This is a genomic window from Bacillus cereus (assembly GCF_002564555.1).
Classification (GTDB): Bacteria; Bacillota; Bacilli; order Bacillales; family Bacillaceae_G; genus Bacillus_A; species Bacillus_A cereus_K.
Window position 1 is genome coordinate 35,634 of sequence record NZ_NUVD01000002.1, and the last position, 17,415, is coordinate 53,048.

The following is a 17,415-nucleotide window of genomic DNA, read 5'->3' on the forward strand; positions in this document are numbered from 1 at the left end:
ATTATTAGTTGAACCGATCGGGCTTTTATGGGCAGTTGATCCCCACCTAACTTCTTTGCTTTCGCTGAATTTTGAGGTGGGGGTCTTACTGCCCATTAATGCGGGATAAAATAAATCGACTGATTATTCTCTCTTTTCGAAAGGTGGCCTTCTCAGTGACAAACGTAGTAAAAGCTTCAATTAATGATTTAGATTCCATCGTACATATAGATGCCGCTGTAATCGGAGGCGATAGTAGACGATATTATATTAAACAAGCTATCGCGGAAGAAAGATGCATAATTGTACAAGAAGATAATTCCATTTCTGGTTTTCTAACATACGATACAAACTTCTTTGGCTATACGTTCCTCTCATTAATCATTATTTCACCAACGAAAAGAAGGCAAGGTCATGCAAGCTCATTACTCTCATATATGTTAGAGCATTCTCCTACTCAAAAAATCTTTTCTTCAACGAACGAATCAAATCGAAGTATGCAAAAAGTGTTTAGCGCAAACGGATTTATACGCAGCGGAATAATTGAAAACTTAGATGAAGGTGATCCAGAGATTATTTTCTACACAAAAAAGCTCAGAGCATAAACGCTCTGAGCTTTTCTTTCATTCATTAGTTTGCAACAACGTTAACAAGTTTGCCAGGAACGACAATTACTTTACGAACCGTTTTTCCTTCAATTTGTTCTTGAATTGCTTCAAGTGCAAGTTGTTCCATTTCTTCTTTTGATGCGTCTTTACTCATTGTTAGTTTTGCGCGAACTTTGCCCATAATTTGAACAACGATTTCAACTTCATCTTCTACAAGTTTAGACTCATCAAATGTTGGCCAGCTTGCATATGTGATTGTTTCACTGTATCCAAGTTTGCTCCATAGTTCTTCCCCGATGTGAGGTGCCACTGGTGCAATCATTTTTACGAAACCTTCTACATATTCTTTCGGAAGTGTTTCAGCTTTGTATGCATCGTTGATGAATACCATCATTTGAGAAATCGCTGTGTTGAAGCGAAGCTCTGCATAGTCTTCTGTCACTTTCTTCACTGTTTGGTGGTAAGCTTTTTCAAGCTCTTTGTTTGGTGCATCAGTAATTTTCTCACTTAATTCACCGTTATCTTGAACGAATAGGCGCCATACGCGGTCTAAGAAACGACGAGCTCCGTCAAGACCATTTTCAGACCAAGCGATTGAAGCATCTAATGGTCCCATGAACATTTCGTATAGACGAAGTGTATCTGCACCGTGGCTTGCTACGATATCATCAGGGTTTACAACGTTACCTTTTGATTTACTCATTTTCTCGTTGTTTTCACCTAGAATCATACCTTGGTTGAATAATTGTTGGAACGGCTCTTTCGTTGGAACTACACCGATATCATATAATACTTTATGCCAGAAACGAGCATATAGTAAGTGAAGTACAGCGTGCTCTGCTCCGCCAATATAAATATCAACTGGAAGCCATTGTTTTACTTTTTCAGGATCTACAAGTGCTTCGTTATTGTTTGGATCGATGTAGCGTAGGTAGTACCAGCAGCTACCAGCCCATTGTGGCATTGTGTTTGTTTCACGACGACCTTTTTTACCAGTCTCAGGATCAACAACATTTACCCACTCTTCAATGTTAGCAAGTGGTGATTCACCTGTACCTGAAGGACGAATGTTTTCTGTTTTCGGAAGAACTAATGGTAATTCTTCTTCTTTCACAGCTGTCATTGTGCCATCTTCCCAATGGATTACTGGAATTGGCTCACCCCAGTAACGTTGACGGCTAAATAGCCAGTCACGTAGACGGTACGTTACTTTTTGATTTCCTGCGCTCGTTACTTCAAGCCATTCAATCATTTTCACAATTGCTTCTTCTTTATTTAAACCATCAAGGAATGCTGAGTTTACGTGAGCACCATCACCTGTATATGCTTCTTTCGTAATATCTCCGCCTGTTACAACTTCCTTCATTGGAAGATTGAACGTTGATGCGAATTCATAGTCACGCTCATCATGCGCTGGAACTGCCATTACAGCACCTGTTCCGTAAGTTGCAAGAACATAGTCAGCGATCCAGATTGGTAATTTCTCACCATTTACTGGGTTAACTGCATAAGCACCAGTGAATACACCCGTTTTCTCTTTCGCAAGTTCTGTACGCTCTAAATCACTCTTCATTTTTACAGAGTTAATGTAAGCTTCTACAGCTTCTTTTTGATCTGCTGTTGTAATTTCTGCAACAAGTGCATGCTCCGGAGCAAGTACACAGTAGCTTGCTCCGAATAGTGTATCAGGACGCGTTGTGAAAACTGTGAATTTCTCATCTGTACCATCGATGTTGAAGTGTACTTCTGCACCTTCAGAACGACCGATCCAGTTACGCTGCATATCTTTTAAGCTTTCTGGCCAATCAAGTTCATCTAGATCTTCTAATAGACGATCTCCATAAGCTGTAATTTTTAACATCCACTGTCTCATCGGACGACGCTCAACTGGATGTCCACCGCGCTCACTCTTACCGTCAATGATTTCTTCATTTGCAAGTACTGTACCAAGTGCTGGGCACCAGTTTACAGGTACTTCATCAACGTAAGCTAAGCCTTTTTCAAATAGTTTTAAGAAGATCCATTGTGTCCACTTATAGTAGTTTGGATCTGTTGTATTTACTTCACGATCCCAGTCATAAGAGAAACCTAATGATTTAATTTGATTACGGAACGTATTAATATTAAGCTCTGTAAATTCAGCTGGGCTGTTTCCTGTATCAAGTGCATATTGCTCTGCTGGAAGACCGAATGCATCCCATCCCATTGGATGAAGAACGTTATATCCTTGCATACGCTTCATACGAGATAAAATATCTGTCGCTGTATAACCTTCTGGATGCCCTACGTGTAAACCTGCACCTGATGGATATGGGAACATATCTAGTGCATAAAATTTTGGTTTTTCTGTCTCATCTGGCGTACGGAATGTTTTATTCTCTTCCCAATACCCTTGCCACTTCTTCTCAATTTCTTGATGATTAAAGCTCATGAGATAACCTCCTTGAAATTCTATTTATTTTCACCGCCTAAAATACAAAAAACCTCTCATCCCTAGAAAGGGACGAGAGGTTATAGATTCCCGCGGTACCACCCTAAATTAATGTATTATATACATTCGCTTAGATCCGTAACGTGGATTAACGGCAATTGCTACTAAATGTTCGCAACTGCAACTCAAAGGCGAGTTCATAACGAAACGTGGATTGACTTGCACCGACCGTCAACTCTCTAAACCAGCTTCTATTACTACTACTCCTTCTCACTGTTATTACAAATATGAGTTAATGTGAACTACCCACCACTTAGTATCTATTAAGAGATTACTTGAAGCGGAGGCTTCTCGGTTAATCGTTATTCTTAATAACTAACGAATTCGTCTTAGGACAGCCGAGCTAACTCCCTTGTTCCAAAGGTTATTTTATTACTATTTATTTAAATATATTCTAAAACATGTTGCATGTTCCGTCAAACTAAACTGCAATTTTTTCTTCAACTGTTTCTTCTATTTTCACTCGTTTATCATACATACTCGTTGCAATAAGCGCTACTACAAGCATTACCATGATTGCTATGAACAATACTTCCATATTGTATAAATCAACAATTGCTCCGCCAACGACCGGTCCGAACATCTTGCCTACAGTCGCCGCGCTATTTACGACCCCTTGATAAAACCCAAGTTTATCTTTTGGCGCAAGTATATTAGCAATGGTTGGAACTGCTGGCCATACGAATAACTCACCAATTGTTAATGTCACCATCGCAACGAGGAACATCGAAAATTGCTGTGCCTGGCTTAACACGATGAATGATGCTGCAAAAATGACGATTCCAATCATAATTTGTTGCTTTAAAGAACGCTTCATCCAGCGAATTAACATACTAACTAATGGCTGCGCACAAACAATCATCGCACCGTTTATCGTCCATAATAAGCTATAGTGACGAAGGCTAATATTTAATTCCTGCATATATGTTGCAATCGCTCCTTGCCACTGTACGTATGTAACCCAGCATAAAGCATATGCTACACACACAATAAGAAGGGCTTTGAATCCTGGTGTAAGCGTCCACCCTTTTTTCGTTTCGACTTCTTTTTGTACTCCTGGCTCTTTTTTGTCTTCCATACCACGGAACCCAATAAAAGCAATTAAGAAGAAAACAAAGTATAAAATAAAGTTCGCTAAGAAAATAAAATCAAAACGATATGATGCAACTAAACCACCACACGCTGTTCCGATCGCAATACCAACGTTTTGTCCAACGTACATTGCATTAAATGCTCGTCTGCCGCCCTCTGGCCAAACCGTACCGACCATCGCATACATTGATGGGAAGACCATTCCAGAACCAAATCCGATTAACGCTAGCCACACAACATATAACGGCCAACCATGGAAGAACACAAGACCTAAAATCGATACGAGTGTAATAACAATCCCTACTAAAATTGATTTATATCCGCCCCATTTATCAAATAAAACACCGCCGAGCAAGTTTCCGATTACACCAGTAAGCGAGTTGATCATTAATACCATTCCAGCCACTGATAAAGATTTTCCTAGGTGATCATGCAAATAAATTGTATTAAAAGGCCATAAAAAAGAAGCACCCGTGACATTAATGATCATCCCAGCTACTAATAGCCATACTTTCCTTGGCATAGTTTCCCCTCCTATTCTATTTTTTTCGTTCATATATATAACAGTAAAATTGTAGTCTTTTTTAAATAGGAAGGCAACTGATTAATAGTTGATGAAATTCAGATAATAGAAAACCAACAAACGAACTTATATAAGTTAAAAATGACCAATAGTAGCAACTTAACACTAAAAAAACAGTGCAAAAATCGATTTTCGCACTGTTCCTCTTATAAATCTACATCAATCTCTGTTTTAAATTCTTCATCTTTTGAGATTCCCAAATACTTCAATGTCTCTGAAGGTGTCGCGTGATGAAAATGCTTTTGCAATAATGCAATCGCTATTCCTCTTTTGTATGCGTGAAATCCAAATGTTTTTCTCATTGAATTCGTTCCAATCTTCCCAGGAATTCCAACCGCCTCCGCAGCACTGTGAATCACACGATACGCTTGTTGGCGCGTAATTGAATTTGTCGTTTTATTAGATTGAAATACGTAGTTTTCTCTTTTCACATCACAAGATTGTACATACTCTATAAGTGCTTCTTTTACTTTTGTATTTAAATAAATATCTTGTTTAAACTTTTCGTCTTTCACAGGAAGAGAATAAAACTCTTTAACCGTTCCATCTTCATTTAATACGTCTTCAAATTTCATGCTAAGTAGCTCTGTAATCTTCAATCCAGTATTAATCCCAATAACGAATAAAAGATAATCTCGCTGCGAATGCTCTTTCAAATATTTTTTCATAGCCTCAATTTGGCTTATATCTTTTAACGCCTCTACAACTTCCATGCATAGATTCTCCTCATCTTATGAACGATAATTTTCTCATCATGTTGTTCATTTTACCTTATCATGCTAGTAGATTTCCATGTATTCTCCATTATTTCCACGCGGTGTGCCTAATGTTCATAATAATTTTCAATGTAGAAACTTACTGCTATACAAATATGGTTAAAAATAATAAAAACCGAGCAATTCCGCTCGGTTTTCATATTAATCTTCTTTCGGAAGAACAATTCCTTTATACAATTGAACTGTGATGAAGTAATAAATCAAGTAAATGACTACGAAGATAACAATCGGTAACCAAATACGGAAGTACGGATCAATTAAAATAAATCCGAAAATATTCATACCAACTAATACGTGAGCAATACCCACAATTGCTGGGAATAGGAATACTAAGAATAACTCTTTATAAATAGATTTTGTTAATAATTCACGGCGCACACCGATTTTACGAAGCATTTGATAACGCGTAATATCTTTTGATGCACCAGAAAGAATTTTAAACATGAGACAACTTGCCATCATTGCTAAGAAAGCAATTCCAAGGAAGAAGCCCATAAACACTGTTCCACTCGCAACGCCGTAAAGCATATCATAAGATTGATATTTACTGTTCACTCTTTCAGCTGTTACATTTTTATATTTATCTAGCTGCAACTCGTCAAGTTTTTTCCATTCTTTTGTGTATGTTAAGAAATCATCTGTTTTTCCGATAAATGCTATACCTTCTTTACCATTTATCCCATCGTACATTTTTTGATCTACAATTTTAATTGCATGATCTTCGTATATATAATACGGATGGATTGTACTAAAAGCATCCATCCATTCTTCTGGAAGTTCTTTAGCGTTCGCATCTTTTTCATTCATTTCTCTAAAAACTGCGCCTACTGGTAGTTCCTGTGAAGCTTTCTTCGTATTCACTAAATCCTTCATCGACTTCATATTTGCCATATCTTTTACTAAAGGACGATTTTTCTCTAAATCCTCTTTTACATAGTAAACGTATTTATCATCTACTTTGTAACGATATTCGCTTTTCTCTTTAAATGTAATACCGTCTAAAATTTTCTTTTCTTCAGCTGTTGGATTATGAACAACTGAATCATATATTACTAAACCATCAACCATTTTTATAACGTTATTTTTAAACGCCATACCACCTGAAATTGCACCGGCTCCAAGAGCAACTAACATCGCTACTGTCGCCAGCACCTTTGTTAAGCTATTAATACGGAAGTTTAATTGCGCGAATGTAAAAGCATTAAGTCCCTTTTCACTACGCTTTTTATTACTTTTTAACTTTTTAATAATAACCGGAAGAAGTGATCCAAATAGCATGTAAGTACCAGACGTTGTTGTAATTAATGCAATAATGATTCCCATTTCTCTTAGTTTTTCCATATAAATCATTGATGCATAGCCAATACCTAATAAAATAACCGCAAGGAATGCAACTACACCTGTCATTTTCCCTTTTACCGTAACACGTTCTGTTTGTGCATCTGCATGTACAAGTTGTAATACAGAAATACGAGATAATTTAATACTATTCATAATTGCTGATAATACAAATAGTGCAAAGAAGAAGATGCAAGTAACAGTCATAGATGGTAAATAAAATGCTTTATAGCCTTCACCAGAAAACTCCAATTGTTTCATCAATAACTGTCCGATACCTTCTGCAAGTCCTACACCAACTATAATACCAATCGCAAGAGACGCAGCACCTAACACGATTGTTTCAATAAACATAAGTAATGTAACTTTATGTTTTTTTGCTCCTAACATCATATACATACCAAACTCTTTTTGACGAAGAGATAGTAAGAAAGAGTTCGCATACAAAATATAGAAGAACGTTATAATAGCTAGTAAAAATGAACCTGCTTGGAATACAAATCCAATTTGACCAATAGTAGAATTTTCCTTAAGGAAGGCCTCGTTTAACGCTAATGTTTGGAACATATAAAAAATTGAAATGGACATGACAAGACCGACAAGTAAGACGATATAATCTTTCAGCTTACTTTTCAGCCCTGACATGGAAAGTTTGAATAACATGCCCTAGACCTCCTTTCTTACGCTTTTTGTGTGCCTAAGTCTGCAAGCACATCTAAAATTTCTTTATAAAACTCTTCACGTGTACCACCACGGTGAATTTCTTTATATAGCTCACCATCTTGAATGAATAAAATACGCTGACAGTAACTTGCACTATACGGATCATGTGTAACCATCATAATAGATACGCCTTGATCTTTATTTAAGTTTGTCATCGCATCAAGTAAACTCGCTGCATTTTTAGAATCAAGCGCTCCTGTTGGCTCGTCCCCTAAAATAATTGCTGGCTCATGTACTAAAGCGCGGGCTGCTGCCGAACGTTGCTTTTGTCCACCAGATACTTCAGATGGATACTTTTGAAGTATTTCTGTGATTCCTAACATATCTGCTACTTTTTCTACTTTCGGTCCAATGTTACGTGATGAAACACCTTGAAGTGAAAGTGGAAGTGCAATGTTTTCATAAATAGATAAGTTTTCTAATAAATTAAAGTCTTGGAAGATGAATCCTAACTTTTGTGAACGAAAATCTGAAAGCTCACCTTGCTTCATTTTGGTAATATCCGTACCCGCAATTTCAACAACGCCGCCTGTTGCTTTATCTAACGTTGAAATTACATTTAATAATGTCGTTTTACCAGAACCAGATGGTCCCATAATTCCGACAAACTCACCCTCTTGAATCGAGAATGACACACCTTTTAACGCATGTGATTGGTTCTCACCTTTTTTACCGTACACTTTTTGAACGTTTTTCACGTCTACAACTGGTTTCGTCATATATATCCTCCTACGCTTGTTTTTCCATTACCTATTTTGCGCTTTTTGGAGGGGAACTGCTATTTGTTAACATTACATTTACCTTACACTTTTGTAATACAATAAAACCAGGTCGTATTTCGACCTGGTTTACTCTGATTGCTTCGATCTTTGAGGTTGTCCTTTTTTACTGTTACGCTGTTTCACTTGAACAACTGGATCAAGTTCATTTGAAAATTCAGCGTTATGTCCATTTTGCGTTTTTTGCTCTGGGTTATTTTGATCTGAACGTTTCGCCATGACATTCACTCCTTATTAATGCGGCGTAATAATCATTTGGTGTTGCAATTGACGAATTGCCATACGTGCTCTATTTAACTGCTCACGTTGCTCATCATTCGCATGTTGCTGCATCGTTTGTAAGTCGTTATAGGCTTGCTCTAATTGCAACTGTGCATCTGAATATTCCATCGTATTATAATGCTCTTGTCTCATACCAAGATCTAATTGTTCTTTCGCATATTCCACCGCTTGTTCTGCTTGTGTAATATACGATTCAAGTGATTGACGCTCTGCCATAATTGTCCCTCCTTGCTTCAATTCCCCTTTAGTGTGTCCCTTCCATCTGAACCTTATGAGTATGTTATAATGGATTTTATTTGTTTCATTTTGACTCGTCTTAGGAGGGAAAGTAATGAAGGTTCAAAACCCTTTTCCATATACAAACGACAATAAACGTTATCATACATGGAATTACCACTTACGAAATGAATTTGGTGAAAAAATCTTTAAAGTTTCATTAGATGCTGGCTTCGATTGCCCGAACCGTGACGGTACAGTTGCTTACGGTGGCTGTACATTTTGCAGTGCCGCTGGATCTGGTGACTTCGCTGGCGATCGCCGCGATGATGTTATAACGCAATATCATGAAATGAAAGAAAAAATGCGCTCAAAGTGGAAAGACGGAAAATGTATCGCTTATTTCCAAGCGTACACAAACACACATGCTCCACTTGAAGTGTTAAAAGAAAAATTCGAACCGCTTTTAGCAGAAAAAGACGTTGTCGGTCTTTCTATTGCAACTCGTCCAGATTGCTTACCGGATGATGTTGTTGAATATTTAGCGGACTTAAATAAACGCACGTACCTTTGGGTGGAACTCGGACTACAAACTGTCCATGAACGTACTGCACATCTTATTAATCGTGCTCATGATTATCCGTCTTACGTTGAAGGTGTAAATAAATTACGCAAGCACGGCATTAGAGTTTGCTCTCATATTATTAACGGTCTTCCCCTTGAAGATTACGACATGATGATGGAAACAGCTCGTGAAGTAGCAAAGCTGGATGTACAAGGAATTAAAATTCATTTACTTCATTTATTAAAAGGAACGCCAATGGTGAAGCAATATGAGAAAGGACAATTAGAATTCCTTTCTCTTGAAGATTACGTAAGTCTCGTTGTTGACCAACTTGAGATTATTCCAGCAGATGTAATTGTTCACCGCATCACAGGTGACGGTCCACCTGATTTAATGATCGGTCCAATGTGGAGCTTAAATAAATGGGAAGTATTAAATTCCATCGATGCAGAATTTGTACGCCGCGGAAGCTGGCAAGGAAAATATGCAAATGAGGAGAAACAAAAATGAAATTAGAACGCGTATTACCGTTTGCTCGCTCGCTTCTGCAAACGGCTGTTAAAGAAGGCGATTACGCTGTAGATGCAACACTTGGCAATGGACATGACACTTGCTTCCTAGCTGAAATCGTTGGAGATAACGGAAAAGTATTTGGATTTGATATTCAAAAAGAAGCAATTGAAAGTTCTACTATCCGCCTAAAAGAAAAAGACCTTTTCAATCGTGCTGTTTTAGTTCACGATAGTCACGATACGCTTCTTTCCGTATTACCTGAAGACGCAAAGGGAAAAGTAACAGGAGCCATCTTCAACTTAGGTTACCTTCCTGGCGGAGACAAACATATCGTCACAAAACCGAACTCAACACTCTCGGCGATTGAACAACTATTAGAAGTAATGGCACCTGAAGGTATCATCGTCCTTGTCATTTACCACGGACACCCAGAAGGACAAGTAGAACGCGACGCTGTACTTAAATTTGCCGAAGAACTAGACCAAAAACAAGCTCACGTTTTGCGATACGGCTTCATTAATCAGCAAAACAACCCGCCATTTATTGTGGCGATTGAGAAGCGATAAAATATATCAACGATTTTTTCGATATATCGCCTATTCGACAAAACATAATAAGAAAAAGACGTGCACTCACTGCGCGTCTTTTTCTTATTCCCTAAAAACTTTTAACATTTTTCACAATTCTTTCAAAATATCCACACTTAATCTCGCTATATTAAATAAGTAGTTTATTCGTATAGGGAAGGTTAGGGGAACAGAAAGTATGAAACAAAATCGTTCGCTTCATTACATTTTTTGGCGTTGGCATTTTTATGCTGGGCTTTTTATTACACCGCTTCTTATTACTTTGTCACTGAGCGGAATTGGGTATTTATTTCGGGAAGAAGTTGAAGATTTCATCTATAAAGATTTATATTTTGGAAAGAGCGCACAGACAGAGTCTATTTCGATGGCTGATTCGCTTTTCTTAACGGAGACAAAATATCCACATTATAATGTAACGAAAATTAGTGAGTTTAATGGGGATTATAATACGAGACTTACGATTGCAAATGAATATACTGGAAAGCAAAAATATGTGTATTTAGATGGCAATAATCAAATTGTTGGAGATCAAAATGCAGATGAAACATTCGCAAATATTATGCGGGAATTACATAGTTCCCTCTTAGTAGGCGGTACTGTCGTCAATTATTTAGTAGAACTTGCGGCGTGCTGGACCATCTTTTTAATTGTAACTGGGTTGTATATGAGTATACGCCAATTCAAAAACACACCGTCATCCAATAAGCGAGAAAAAGCAAAACGACGTCATTCTATTATCGGTATTATATTTACAATTCCTCTCGTTTTGCTAGTCGCATCTGGATTGCCTTGGTCAGGATTTATGGGTAACCAAATTTATAAAATCGCATCATCAAATGAATCAATCGGATATCCAAAATTGTATATGGCACCTCCTGAATCGAAGGTGAAAGAATTACCGTGGGCAACAAGAAAGGAAGCTCCTCCTGAATCGAATTCAAATGAACCAAAAGCAATTTCTGTCGATGAATTACAAAAAGGAATTAAAATAAATAAGCCATATGTTATCTCTCTACCGACTGATCCGAAAGGCGTATTCACTGTTTCAAAATCGAGCGGTTCTGGTATTACGGGGATGCACGTAGCACCAAATGAAGAAATAACAGCTTACTTTGATCAATATAGCGGAGAGCTGATTTCAAAAACGGACTATCGTGATTATGGATTATTTGCACAATGGTTTACTTACGGTATCCCGCTTCACGAAGGGCATTTATTCGGATGGCCGAATAAAGTATTATGCTTACTAACGACATTATCTTTATTACTTCTTATTTATTATGGAATAAAAATGTGGTTAGCACGGAAGCCGAAAGGAAAATTAGCAGCACCGCCAAAGCAAAAAGACAAAAAGAGCTTATTCGCTTTCATCATCATTATGGTTATACTAGGCGCTATCATGCCTTTATTTGGACTATCTGTTTTAGTTATTTTCGCAATCGAACTTCTCATATACGTATTTTCAAAAATACGATCATAATAAAAAAACCACTCAACAAGAGTGGTTTTCTTCATCACTGCGCCATTTTCTTTCGGTACAACTTCCCGTTCCAGTAGAAGAATCGTGAAGTGAGCCCTCCGTATTTTACAATGCGCCGTGCCATTTTGTGCATATTCTTTTCAGCTGATACTTTTTGGTCTGATAAATAAATACCGAGTAATCCTCGGCTTATGAGACGATGAAACTTCGCATGAGGTAAATCACCAATGCTCTTCTCTGCTTCTTCTACAAAATGTTTCATACGATCTAATATAGCTTGCTCGTTTTCATAATAACTACAGAAATTCAAATCCCCGCCCATTCGGTCTTCTTCTTGATCGATGAAATAATCAAGTAAAATGTGAAGTCCTTGTACGTAAGGAAAATATCCTTGTCTAATTTTCGCAATATCTTCATCATGTAATTCATCATGAAAGGCATATGCCACAAGGCAGAAAATCCCAAGCGTAGAACCTGCACATGCTGAAAACTCAAACCAACTCATCTCGGGTAAATTTTCTTTATGCGCTTCAAACCATGTTTTTAAGCGCGGTTCTCTTTCTTCTAATTTCACGTGTTTATGAATTTGCAAATCACAATAATAACAAGCAAGTTCATGAAGAACAGGAGCAATTTTGTCATAGTGCTTCGTTTTCTTTAAAACATCTTGGCATGTTTCAACAAGTTCATCTAAATAACCACCATCATCTTGATCATCACGATAACGATAATAATTGCCGCCACCTTCCACTTCAGGTGATAATGCCATTAACATGGATTCATGCAGCGCGGCAAAGTCATTCGGATCAAGTGATGTACTGCGATCACATAAATTATCTAAATAATCACTAATCGTTTGATACGCGACAATAAAACGAATACATTCCTCTCGGTGTTCATTTGCTAGTAGCGCTAAAATGCCACCGCCCTCGCAATGAAACGTTTTATGCTCAATACTTGCGATTGCCTGGCTATGAAGCTCATCATTCGGAATATGGTAGGCACGCTCTTTCCACATCGCTAGCTCATGGTGTACAACCGGAAACACATCACGGTATACTTTCGCCATGAGCGTTATGGGATTACTCGGTACGTTCACTTCTTCCTTCATCTCCTCTATTAAATGTACAAATAATAATTTATTTGTTTGTTTTTACTATATTATTGACATGCATTTCAGTAAATGACTGAATATAATTCAAAATTTCATCACGCTCATACTCATTTAATAACTCATGATAACAATTCGGCCATTCTTTATATGCCTTATCACTTATTTTAACATTATCAAACCAAGTGCGGACACGTGTTTTATCTACAAGTTTATCCTCACACGCTTGCATTAGCAAGAGCGGAACATCTGGAAAATCGTCTATTTTCTTATGAGCAATTTCGATAGACTTAATCAATTCACTATACCAACGTACGGATACTTTGCGCAAGAACAATGAATCATTCTCCATCGCATCTCTCACTTCATGATTACGAGTTGACATTTCCACTGTAAGATTTGTTGCAAATTGCAATTTTGGAGCAACAATATTTAATATTTTTGATGCAACTTGAATCGGAGCAGACGGACCAGCTACTACACCTAAACATGGTGAACTTAAAATAATACCTTCTATATCCTCTCTCTTCGTTTCTTGCATCATACGAATGACGATAAGGCCACCCATACTATGACCGAATAAAAAAATAGGTAATCGATACTTTCTTGCTTCTTTCACCCATAATTTAACTTCCCCTATGTATTCATCAAATGAATCAATATGTCCTCTATTTCTCGAAGTCGTTCCATGTGACGGAAGGTCCCCCATCACGACGTGGTAACCGATATGATTCCACATTTCCGCAACAGCTTCGTAACGTCCGTGATACTCCATTGCACCATGCACAATCACGACTACAGCTTTCGCTTCCTCTGCTTCATAATTCCACATACGGACCTCCTCCATTTCACTATTTTTCATAATTTGATACACTTAAACTAGTCTCTAGGAAAGGAAGGCTTACATGATATATCCTTACAAAGAAAAAAATCCGAAAATTGCGAGTAGTGCTTTTATCGCTGACTACGTTACCATTACAGGCGATGTTTCCATTGGAGAAGAATCAAGCATTTGGTTTAATACCGTGATCCGCGGTGATGTTTCACCGACAATAATTGGTGACCGCGTAAATGTACAAGACCAATGCACACTCCACCAAAGCCCTCAGTATCCTCTTATTTTAGAAGACGACGTTACCGTTGGGCATCAAGTTATTTTACATAGCTGTCATATTAAAAAAGATGCTTTAATTGGAATGGGATCTATTATATTAGACGGTGCTGAAATTGGCGAAGGAGCCTTTATCGGCGCAGGCAGCCTCGTTTCACAAGGAAAGAAAATCCCACCAAATACGCTAGCGTTCGGTCGCCCAGCGAAAGTTATTCGTGAATTAACAGAAGAAGATCGTAAAGACATGGAGCGAATTCGCACACAATACGTTGAAAAAGGTCAATATTATAAATCGTTACAAAAATAATTTTACCGCTGCCATAGTATTGGCAGCTTTTTTTATCCCGATTAGTGAGGGCTAATAATCAGTGGGGGATGAACAGAATCCCCACTGATTATAAAAACTAACTTTTTCTTTACAAAACATTATTACCCCCTCAACAAAATCTTATTAAAATAAAGCTAATATCTACATATATATGAAGATGAGGGAGGAAAATTTTCATGAAGGTCAGTGGATTATATAAAATAGAATGTTACATTTTCAAAGGTATTAACCGATACTTCGATCAAAAAACGTTAAATATCTTTTTCAGAACTATTACCCATATCGGTGGTGCTACTTTCTCCATTGCACTCACACTTTTCTTTTTAATTTTCGCAAAAGGGACTTTGCACCAAGCTGCAATTGCAGCTGCTATTTCTTTAGCAATTAGCCATGTTCCTGTGCAAATATTAAAAAGATGGTACCCACGAAAACGTCCTTATTTAACAATTCAAGATGCGAAATATCCAATCCATCCATTAAAAGACCACTCTTTCCCGTCTGGACATACAACAGCTGTTTTCTCTGTCTTCATTCCATTTATTTGCTATAATCCGAACTTACTTATTTTTCTATTACCGTTAGCATTATGTGTCGGAATTTCTCGTATTTATTTAGGACTTCACTATCCGTCAGATGTATTCGTCGGTATGTGCCTCGGCACTTGCTCTGGCATCATCTCTTTTTATCAATTCATCCCATTTTTCACATAAAGGAGCGATATGATGAGAGTCGCCATATTTACCGATACCTTTACACCACAAGTCAACGGTGTCGCGAAGACATTAGAACTGTTAACACGTTATTTTCAAAAAGAAAATATCTCCTATTCTGTTTTCGCCCCTCAGCATACGGCTGGAGATAATTTCGTAGCCAATGTGAACAAAATGAGAAGTATCCCGTTAACAATATTATATCCAGAATGCCGCTTTTCTTTTCCTACTCCGCGCATTAAACGGGAACTTCTTGCCTTTAAACCTGATATCATTCACATTGCCACGCCTTTCAACATGGGACTTTGTGGATTGTATTATGCAAAAAAGTTAAACATCCCTGTTGTCGGTTCTTATCATACTGATTTTGACGCTTACTTACGCTATTACAAAATCGATTTCCTCTCCAATATGCTATGGAACTATTTAAAATGGTTTCATAGCCATATGCAAAAAAATTTTGTTCCTTCCTTTGCAACGTTACATCAATTAAAAAATAAAGGCTTTCAGACCCTCTCTATTTGGGGACGTGGTGTAGATTGCACACTCTTTCATCCATCTTACAATACAGACCTATTCCGGAAAAAATATAATATTACAGCAAAGTATGTCCTTTCCTATGTTGGACGGATTGCTCCTGAAAAAGATATCGACACTCTTCAAACACTTATTCAAACAACGAACAAAGAACGTGACGATATTCATTGGCTCATCGCTGGAGATGGCCCTCTCGCGATGAGCCTGCATGAAAATGTTCCAAAAACAAATGTAACTTTTACTGGATATTTACAAGGTGAAGATTTAGCTGAAGCCTATGCTTCCTCTGATTTAATGATATTTCCATCTACTACTGAAACATTTGGGAACGTTGTGCTTGAATCGCTTGCATGTGGTACACCTGTCATTGGTGCGAATAGTGGCGGAGTTAAAAATATTATTACAGATGGAAAAACTGGAGTTCTATGCGAACCCAAAAATGAAGACTCATTTTTATCATCTATTTATGAATTGTTAAATAATGAAGAAATGCGTAAACAAATAAGCCTAGATGCTCGATCCTATGCCGCTACACAAAGCTGGGATGAAATTTTCAGTAATTTACTCATGCATTATGATGATGTGGTTCAAAGTCGAAAAGCGGAAATGCTAGCTTAGACTCAGCTTATGTATCATCAATTTACAAGATAAAAGGAGGTCCCCTTCGAAGGATGACCTCTCTTTATCTCACGCTTTTATTTAACGTCTAAGTTGTTACATAGATATAACGAATAACATTTGAACTTATTTTTCTTTACCTTTTGTTTGATTCGCATTAAACGTCCAGTTCAATTTCAATGTATCTCCTTGGAATACGTTTTGATCTTCTCCATTATCTTCAAATATGAATTTCACATAGAAAGTGTCATCCTTGCCTGGAGCAAGTCCATTTCCTTCCCAGTTTACGACACCTTTTTCTACAAGATCAGGCAAGTTGCCATCAGCAGTAGCTTGTTTCAATTCAGACAAAGTAGTTTCCCATACAGGAACTGTGTTTTTGTCTATGTTCCATAAAAACTCTACTTTGACATGATCACCAAAATCAGCATTTCCATTATCACCTTTTGCATCTGTTACAGTGTAATCAGTAAGAAGATGAACGTCCTTAATTTTCAAAGTACCGCTGTTGATTAAGTGGAAATCGCGTTCTATTTGATCACCTGGTTTGATTTTGTCAACATCGATAATAACTTGTGGATCAATGCTCAAATCTAACGTACCAGCCGCAAATGTGTTTTCTGATACTTCTTTATCACTGAAGTATGCAAACGTTCCGCCTCCAATTAAAGATAAACCAAGAACTGCAGATGCAACACCCATACCAAGTTTTTTCTTAAGACCCATTTTAATAATCCCCCTATTTTTATAATATTTAAACTCCCAAAAAGCTGATAAGCCCATATGAGGTAAAAACGAATTGTTTCCTTATTTGATGCCTTTTAGATAGCCACTAAGTTCTTAATAAAGAACTTGGTGTTTTATTTAAGACCGACTATCGATATTTGCAGAAGATGAAATTTCCCCCTCTTTTATCAACAGCCACTCCTAGGTCACCCTATTTTTATTTCTTCGGTTCTAGACCGATCTGACGCAGGAAATCTACCAG

The 17,415-nt window shown here is 37.5% G+C and carries 17 protein-coding genes and 1 other annotated feature; of the genes, 7 read left to right on the forward strand and 10 right to left on the reverse strand.

Annotated elements, in window-relative coordinates; genetic code table 11:
- Positions 1 to 155 precede the first annotated feature (155 nt).
- Positions 156 to 584, forward strand: coding sequence for a GNAT family N-acetyltransferase (locus COI75_RS00620; RefSeq protein ID WP_000186189.1), 429 nt, complete (start codon positions 156 to 158; stop codon positions 582 to 584).
- Between the two features lie 25 nt (positions 585 to 609).
- Here the strand turns inward: COI75_RS00620 and leuS are convergent, their stop codons facing one another.
- The 7 genes from leuS to COI75_RS00655 all read right to left on the reverse strand — a co-directional run bounded on the left by leuS (position 610) and on the right by COI75_RS00655 (position 8,867).
- Positions 610 to 3,018: a leucine--tRNA ligase gene (leuS, locus tag COI75_RS00625; protein WP_000009474.1), complete on the reverse strand. Its 2,409-nt coding sequence runs from the start codon at positions 3,016 to 3,018 to the stop codon at positions 610 to 612.
- A 65-nt stretch (positions 3,019 to 3,083) separates the two neighbouring features.
- Positions 3,084 to 3,301, reverse strand: a binding site (T-box leader).
- A gap of 198 nt (positions 3,302 to 3,499) precedes the next feature.
- Positions 3,500 to 4,693, reverse strand: a complete 1,194-nt coding sequence (locus COI75_RS00630) for an MDR family MFS transporter (RefSeq protein ID WP_001137533.1) — start codon at positions 4,691 to 4,693, stop codon at positions 3,500 to 3,502.
- Between the two features lie 206 nt (positions 4,694 to 4,899).
- Positions 4,900 to 5,466: a tyrosine-type recombinase/integrase gene (locus COI75_RS00635; RefSeq protein WP_000454207.1), complete on the reverse strand. Its 567-nt coding sequence runs from the start codon at positions 5,464 to 5,466 to the stop codon at positions 4,900 to 4,902.
- Positions 5,467 to 5,670: 204 nt separating this feature from the next.
- On the reverse strand, positions 5,671 to 7,530 hold the full coding sequence (locus COI75_RS00640; protein ID WP_000897756.1) for an FtsX-like permease family protein: 1,860 nt from the start codon (positions 7,528 to 7,530) through the stop codon (positions 5,671 to 5,673).
- A 17-nt stretch (positions 7,531 to 7,547) separates the two neighbouring features.
- On the reverse strand, positions 7,548 to 8,309 hold the full coding sequence (locus tag COI75_RS00645; protein WP_000165850.1) for an ABC transporter ATP-binding protein: 762 nt from the start codon (positions 8,307 to 8,309) through the stop codon (positions 7,548 to 7,550).
- A gap of 129 nt (positions 8,310 to 8,438) precedes the next feature.
- A complete protein-coding gene (locus COI75_RS00650; protein ID WP_001129345.1) occupies positions 8,439 to 8,588 on the reverse strand; it encodes a hypothetical protein in 150 nt (49 codons plus the stop codon).
- A gap of 15 nt (positions 8,589 to 8,603) precedes the next feature.
- Positions 8,604 to 8,867 carry a YtzC family protein gene (locus COI75_RS00655; RefSeq protein ID WP_000840865.1) on the reverse strand — a complete coding sequence of 88 codons (264 nt, stop codon included), beginning with the start codon at positions 8,865 to 8,867 and terminating at the stop codon, positions 8,604 to 8,606.
- Positions 8,868 to 8,982: 115 nt separating this feature from the next.
- Between COI75_RS00655 and COI75_RS00660 the strand changes: the two genes are divergently transcribed.
- The 3 genes from COI75_RS00660 (at position 8,983) to COI75_RS00670 (ending at position 12,012) form a co-directional block, all read left to right on the forward strand.
- Positions 8,983 to 9,942, forward strand: coding sequence for a TIGR01212 family radical SAM protein (locus COI75_RS00660; protein ID WP_000868028.1), 960 nt, complete (start codon positions 8,983 to 8,985; stop codon positions 9,940 to 9,942).
- Positions 9,939 to 10,511, forward strand: coding sequence for a class I SAM-dependent methyltransferase (locus tag COI75_RS00665; protein ID WP_000764467.1), 573 nt, complete (start codon positions 9,939 to 9,941; stop codon positions 10,509 to 10,511). Before COI75_RS00660 ends, COI75_RS00665 begins: the two co-directional genes overlap by 4 nt.
- 199 nt (positions 10,512 to 10,710) lie before the next feature.
- On the forward strand, positions 10,711 to 12,012 hold the full coding sequence (locus COI75_RS00670) for a PepSY-associated TM helix domain-containing protein (RefSeq protein WP_000812668.1): 1,302 nt from the start codon (positions 10,711 to 10,713) through the stop codon (positions 12,010 to 12,012).
- A gap of 34 nt (positions 12,013 to 12,046) precedes the next feature.
- Here the strand turns inward: COI75_RS00670 and COI75_RS00675 are convergent, their stop codons facing one another.
- On the reverse strand, positions 12,047 to 13,111 hold the full coding sequence (locus COI75_RS00675; protein WP_001102466.1) for a tetraprenyl-beta-curcumene synthase family protein: 1,065 nt from the start codon (positions 13,109 to 13,111) through the stop codon (positions 12,047 to 12,049).
- Between the two features lie 40 nt (positions 13,112 to 13,151).
- Entirely contained in the window at positions 13,152 to 13,955 is an 804-nt protein-coding gene (locus COI75_RS00680) for an alpha/beta hydrolase (RefSeq protein WP_000267440.1), read from the reverse strand.
- A gap of 73 nt (positions 13,956 to 14,028) precedes the next feature.
- On the opposite strand from COI75_RS00680, the gene COI75_RS00685 reads away from it, so the two are divergent.
- The 3 genes from COI75_RS00685 to COI75_RS00695 all read left to right on the forward strand — a co-directional run bounded on the left by COI75_RS00685 (position 14,029) and on the right by COI75_RS00695 (position 16,427).
- A complete protein-coding gene (locus tag COI75_RS00685; protein ID WP_000640198.1) occupies positions 14,029 to 14,541 on the forward strand; it encodes a gamma carbonic anhydrase in 513 nt (170 codons plus the stop codon).
- A gap of 197 nt (positions 14,542 to 14,738) precedes the next feature.
- Positions 14,739 to 15,272 carry a phosphatase PAP2 family protein gene (locus COI75_RS00690; RefSeq protein ID WP_000868574.1) on the forward strand — a complete coding sequence of 178 codons (534 nt, stop codon included), beginning with the start codon at positions 14,739 to 14,741 and terminating at the stop codon, positions 15,270 to 15,272.
- Between the two features lie 12 nt (positions 15,273 to 15,284).
- Positions 15,285 to 16,427, forward strand: a complete 1,143-nt coding sequence (locus COI75_RS00695; RefSeq protein ID WP_001261597.1) for a glycosyltransferase family 4 protein — start codon at positions 15,285 to 15,287, stop codon at positions 16,425 to 16,427.
- 126 nt (positions 16,428 to 16,553) lie between these two features.
- Here the strand turns inward: COI75_RS00695 and COI75_RS00700 are convergent, their stop codons facing one another.
- Complete coding sequence (locus COI75_RS00700) at positions 16,554 to 17,153, reverse strand: TasA family protein (protein ID WP_000523311.1); 600 nt, start codon at positions 17,151 to 17,153, stop codon at positions 16,554 to 16,556.
- Positions 17,154 to 17,415: the final 262 nt, after the last annotated feature.

What these genes read in the sequence shown, in the direction of transcription:
- leuS (WP_000009474.1), bottom strand. Translation starts at nt 3,018, where the DNA reads ATGAGCTTTAATCATCAAGAAATTGAGAAGAAGTGGCAAGGGTATTGG.
- COI75_RS00630 (WP_001137533.1), bottom strand. Translation starts at nt 4,693, where the DNA reads ATGCCAAGGAAAGTATGGCTATTAGTAGCTGGGATGATCATTAATGTC.
- COI75_RS00635 (WP_000454207.1), bottom strand. Translation starts at nt 5,466, where the DNA reads ATGGAAGTTGTAGAGGCGTTAAAAGATATAAGCCAAATTGAGGCTATG.
- COI75_RS00640 (WP_000897756.1), bottom strand. Translation starts at nt 7,530, where the DNA reads ATGTTATTCAAACTTTCCATGTCAGGGCTGAAAAGTAAGCTGAAAGAT.
- COI75_RS00645 (WP_000165850.1), bottom strand. Translation starts at nt 8,309, where the DNA reads ATGACGAAACCAGTTGTAGACGTGAAAAACGTTCAAAAAGTGTACGGT.
- COI75_RS00650 (WP_001129345.1), bottom strand. Translation starts at nt 8,588, where the DNA reads ATGGCGAAACGTTCAGATCAAAATAACCCAGAGCAAAAAACGCAAAAT.
- COI75_RS00655 (WP_000840865.1), bottom strand. Translation starts at nt 8,867, where the DNA reads ATGGCAGAGCGTCAATCACTTGAATCGTATATTACACAAGCAGAACAA.
- COI75_RS00660 (WP_000868028.1), top strand. Translation starts at nt 8,983, where the DNA reads ATGAAGGTTCAAAACCCTTTTCCATATACAAACGACAATAAACGTTAT.
- COI75_RS00665 (WP_000764467.1), top strand. Translation starts at nt 9,939, where the DNA reads ATGAAATTAGAACGCGTATTACCGTTTGCTCGCTCGCTTCTGCAAACG.
- COI75_RS00670 (WP_000812668.1), top strand. Translation starts at nt 10,711, where the DNA reads ATGAAACAAAATCGTTCGCTTCATTACATTTTTTGGCGTTGGCATTTT.
- COI75_RS00680 (WP_000267440.1), bottom strand. Translation starts at nt 13,955, where the DNA reads ATGTGGAATTATGAAGCAGAGGAAGCGAAAGCTGTAGTCGTGATTGTG.
- COI75_RS00685 (WP_000640198.1), top strand. Translation starts at nt 14,029, where the DNA reads ATGATATATCCTTACAAAGAAAAAAATCCGAAAATTGCGAGTAGTGCT.
- COI75_RS00690 (WP_000868574.1), top strand. Translation starts at nt 14,739, where the DNA reads ATGAAGGTCAGTGGATTATATAAAATAGAATGTTACATTTTCAAAGGT.
- COI75_RS00695 (WP_001261597.1), top strand. Translation starts at nt 15,285, where the DNA reads ATGAGAGTCGCCATATTTACCGATACCTTTACACCACAAGTCAACGGT.
- COI75_RS00700 (WP_000523311.1), bottom strand. Translation starts at nt 17,153, where the DNA reads ATGGGTCTTAAGAAAAAACTTGGTATGGGTGTTGCATCTGCAGTTCTT.